General features: G+C 66.5%; 1 protein-coding gene and 1 pseudogene. Both read left to right on the forward strand.

Features of this window, described 5'->3' with window-relative positions; genetic code table 11:
- Positions 1 to 173 precede the first annotated feature (173 nt).
- Positions 174 to 1,658 carry a polyphosphate:AMP phosphotransferase gene (pap, locus tag ACG97_RS16705; RefSeq protein WP_047968514.1) on the forward strand — a complete coding sequence of 495 codons (1,485 nt, stop codon included), beginning with the start codon at positions 174 to 176 and terminating at the stop codon, positions 1,656 to 1,658.
- Positions 1,659 to 1,882: 224 nt separating this feature from the next.
- A pseudogene (locus tag ACG97_RS16710) lies at positions 1,883 to 2,343 on the forward strand (exodeoxyribonuclease V subunit alpha); the annotation flags it as partial.

The raw sequence follows: 2,343 nt of genomic DNA on the forward strand, positions 1-2,343 counted from the left end.
TTACCAACGTTGGCCGCGGAAATGACGAGCGCAAGGCTTGATCCTGGTCGCGATGGTGGTGGCGGATCCGTGTTGCAATGGCCGCCCCGGTGCCGCTGACATTCCCGCTACAATCATGTCATTGAGCATCGCCACCTGCGCCGCTTGCGGCCAACCTTGCAAAGGATCGCCCCATGTTTGAATCCGCCGAGATCGGCCACGTCATCGACAAGAGCACTTACAAGGCCGAGGAGGCCGCGCTGCGCGAGGCGTTGCTGGAAGTGCAGTACGAGCTGAAGCAGCGCGGCGAATTCCCGCTCTTGCTGCTGATCCACGGCATGGACGGTGCCGGCCGCGGCGAGACGCTGAACCAGATCAACGAGTGGCTGGACCCGCGCCTGATCCACACCGCGGCGTTTGACGCCCCCAACGACGACGCGCGCGAGCGGCCGTGGATGTGGCGCTACTGGCGCGAGCTGCCGGCCAAGGGCCGCATCGGCATGTTCTTCGGCTCCTACTATTCCGATGCGCTGTTCGACCGCGTCGACAGCAAGACCAACCGTGACGCCTTCGACAAGCAGCTGTTCGACATCCTGCGCTTCGAGCGCATGCTGGCCAACGACGGCGTGCTGGTGCTGAAGTTCTGGCTGCACCTGGCCGAGGACAAGCAGAAGAAGCGGCTGAAGCTGCTGGAAAAGGACCCGGCCACCGCGTGGCGGGTGACCGAGGCGGACTGGAAGCACCACGGCCAGTACAGCCGCATCAAGAACAATGCCGAGCACATGATGCGGCTGACCAATACCGCCTACGCGCCGTGGCTGGTGGTGGACGGCGAGGATGCCAACTACCGCAGCCTGACCGTCGGCCGCGCGCTGTTGCAGGCGCTGCAGCAGCGGCTGGCGCTGGATCACGTGTGGCAGGCGCGTTCCGACGTGGCGGCGATCACGCCGCCGGCGGACAACAAGCTGCTGCTGGAATCGCTGCAGCTGGATCAGGCCTTTTCCAAGGATGACTACAAGCAGCAGCTGGAGGCGCTGCAGGGGCGGCTGAACGGGCTGACGCGGCATCCGAAGTTTGCCGAGCACTCGCTGGTGCTGGCCTTCGAGGGCAACGACGCCGCCGGCAAGGGCGGCGCCATCCGCCGCATCACCCAGGCGCTGGACGCGCGGCGTTACCGCATCGTGCCGGTGGCGGCGCCGACCGAGGAGGAACGCGCGATGCCTTGGCTGTGGCGCTTCTGGCGCCATGTGCCGGGCAAGGGCAAGGTCACCATCTTCGACCGCACCTGGTACGGCCGCGTGCTGGTGGAGCGGGTGGAGGGCTTCGCCGAAACCGCCGACTGGATGCGCGGCTACTACGAGATCAACGACTTCGAGCACCAGCTGCGCGACAACAACGCCATCGTGCTCAAGTTCTGGCTGGCGATCAGCGCCGACGAGCAGCTCTCGCGCTTCAAGTCGCGCGAGGAAACCGGCTTCAAGCGCTTCAAGATCACCGAGGAAGACTGGCGCAACCGCGACAAGTGGGACGACTACAAGGTGGCGGTGTGCGACATGATCGACCGCACCAGCACTAGCGCGGTGCCGTGGACGCTGGTGGCGGCCAACAACAAGTACTACGCGCGCATCAAGATCCTGACCACCATCTGCGAGGCGCTGGAGGCGAAGCTGGGCGCCTGAGCGCGCCGTGCGGTATCGTGATGCCGATTCCGCTTGCCCGCTGCGGCGGGTAAAACCCCGTTCACGATCTGCTGTATAGCAATGGGGTGACACCACCTTGAAAACGGCTGTGGCCTGCGGGTTTATCTCCGGATAAACGCCGCTTGCTCAGCCGTTTGCGCCTTAGCCTCGCGTGAGCGCGCGAGATCGTGAACACGTTCTAACGTCTTTTGCCAGGTTTGCCCATGACTGCCACTGTCAGCGACAGCTTTCTTCCCGACCAGCTTGCCCGCCTGTTCGCGCGGCTGGACCCCGAGCACGGCCCGGCGCTGCAACCGTTGCTGCAACGGCTGCTGGCGGCGGTGGCCGGCGGTCACGTCTGCCTCGGCGGCCTGTCCGGCGACGACTATGCGCGGCTGCGGCGCAGCCCGCTGGCCGGGCGCGCGGGCGACTACACGCCGCTGGTGCTGGACGAGGGCGGGCGGCTGTACCTGGCGCGCCATTGGCAGGACGAGACCCAGCTGGTGGCGGCGCTGACGCGGCTGGCGCGCGACCCGCAGCCGTTCGGCGGTGAGGTTGAAGCCGTGCTGGACGCACTGTTCGGGCCGTCCGATGCCGGCGACTGGCAACGGTTGGCGGCGCGGCTGGCCACCGAGCGCCGCTTCATGGTGATCTCCGGCGGCCCCGGCACCGGCAAGACCACCAC

The sequence above is a fragment of the Vogesella sp. EB genome (assembly GCF_001037925.1).
Lineage (GTDB): Bacteria > Pseudomonadota > Gammaproteobacteria > Burkholderiales > Chromobacteriaceae > Vogesella > Vogesella indigofera.

Bases quoted from the DNA above. Each gene is read 5' to 3' on its own strand.
- pap (WP_047968514.1), top strand. From the start codon at position 174: ATGTTTGAATCCGCCGAGATCGGCCACGTCATCGACAAGAGCACTTAC.